This window comes from Arthrobacter sp. TB 23 (assembly GCF_000294595.1).
In the GTDB taxonomy this organism is placed as follows: Bacteria; Actinomycetota; Actinomycetes; order Actinomycetales; family Micrococcaceae; genus Arthrobacter_D.
The window spans coordinates 1-1,832 of record NZ_ALPM01000042.1; the positions used below are offsets into that span (position 1 = coordinate 1).

The 1,832-nt window shown below is 63.5% G+C and carries 2 protein-coding genes; one reads left to right on the plus strand and one right to left on the minus strand.

The annotated features are described in order from the left end of the window. Positions 1-679: HpcH/HpaI aldolase/citrate lyase family protein (locus B384_RS0105685; protein ID WP_019482175.1), on the plus strand; the 679-nt coding region annotated here is incomplete at its 5' end. A 90-nt stretch (positions 680-769) separates the two neighbouring features. Here B384_RS0105685 and B384_RS0105690 read toward each other — a convergent pair. Next, positions 770-1,825 (minus strand): fatty acid desaturase family protein, encoded by a 1,056-nt coding sequence (locus B384_RS0105690; protein ID WP_019481462.1) that lies wholly within the window; start codon positions 1,823-1,825, stop codon positions 770-772. Between the last annotated feature and the right edge of the window lie 7 nt (positions 1,826-1,832).

A 1,832-nucleotide genomic window follows, 5' to 3' on the forward strand; every position in this document is an offset into this window, starting at 1 on the left:
CGAGGCGCGGGAGCGGGTGGTGGAGGCACTCTCCACCGGGATGACGGCCTGGGTGCGAGTCAACGGCATCGAAACCGATTTCTGGGCCGACGACCTCGCGGCACTCTCCAAGGCTCCCGGACTACGCGGGGTCATGCTGGCCATGACGGAGAAGCCCGAGCAGGTCACCCACACCGCCATGCGACTTCAGGCGGGCACTCCGGTGCTGGCCCTGATCGAGTCGGCGCTGGGTATTGAGAACGCCACATCGATTGCCAGCGCACCGGGCACGTTCCGGCTCGCGTTTGGCGTCGGTGACTTCCGGCGAGATACCGGAGCCTCCGACGAGCCGATGGCCTTGGCCTACGCCCGCGCCAAACTCGTGGTTGCTTCGCGGGTGGGTCAGCTGCCCGGCCCTATCGATGGTCCAACCGTTGGAGCGCTGGGGGACACCCTGCTGGAGGCCTGCAAGGTGACCGCCTCGATGGGCATGACCGGCAAGCTCTGCCTGCTACCTGACGCCACCGACACCATCAACAAGGGTCTCTCGCCGAGCGAGTCCGAGATTATGTGGGCGCATGAACTTCTCGTTGCGCATGAGGCTGGGGCCGTCGTCGGTGACGGATCCTATCTTCCCCGACTGGCCCGAGCCCAGAAAATCTCTTCACTGGCCGATTCCTACGGACTGTGGAACGCCTAAACAACCCACCTCAGACATAGAAACTGCCCTGCCCGTCAGGTCCGCCGCTAGCGGCAGACCTGACCCGCAGGGCAGTTTTTATGTGTCGGGCTATTGGTGCCGGTATTTGTTGACCATGGGGCAGTCGAAGGGGTCGCGTGCGGCGAGGCCTACCCGGTTGAGGTAGGACACGACGGCGCCGTAGGAGGCTGCGACGCCGACCTCGGTGTAGGGGACTTTGAGGCGTTCGCAATGCTCGCGGACGATCAGTGCTGCTGCTCGGAGGTGCGGGCGGGGCATGTCGGGGAACAGGTGGTGTTCGATCTGGAAGTTCAGGCCGCCGAAGGCGTTGTTGATGAAGTTGCCGCCGCGAATGTTGCGTGAGGTGAGGACCTGTTTCTGGAAGAAGTCGAGTTTGCTGTTCTTGGGGATGATCGGCATGCCCTTGTGGTTGGGGGCGAAGGAGGCTCCCATGTAGATGCCGAACACGGCCATTTGAACGCCGATGAAGGCGAACGCCATGCCGAGGGGCAGGAACCAGAACAGGACGCCGAGGTAGGCGCCGAACCGGATCGCGAGGAGGGCCAGTTCGATCCAGCGGCCTTGGACAGCGCCGGGGCGGAACAGTGTGCCGATCGACTTGGCGTGCAGGTTCAAACCTTCGAAGGTCAGCAGCGGGAAGAAGAGGTAGCCCTGGCGGCGGGTGATCCAGGCGTGGAGTCCCGTGGCTTTGGCTGCGTCGTCCTCGGTGAAGGAGATGGTATCGATCTCAATGTCCGGGTCTTTGCCCACCACGTTGGGGTCGTTGTGATGGCGGGTGTGTTTATTCATCCACCACTGGTAGCTGATGCCGACGACGCCGGCGGCCAGGATCCGTCCGGACCAGTCGTTGGCCCCGCGGGTCTTGAAAATCTGCCGGTGGGAGGCCTCGTGGGCCAGGAATGCGATCTGCGTGAAGACGACGCCGAGCACGGCGGCGATCAATAACTGGAACCAGGTGTCGCCCAGCAGGGCGAAACCGGTCCAGGCGGCACCCATGGTTATCGCCAGTGCAGCGAAGACGGAAACGTAAAAGCGGCGGCGACGGTTCAGCAGACCTTCTTTGCGTACCTGCTTCAGCAGCGTCGCATAGGAGGCGACGACGTCGTTCGGCTTAGCAACGCGCACGCTACGG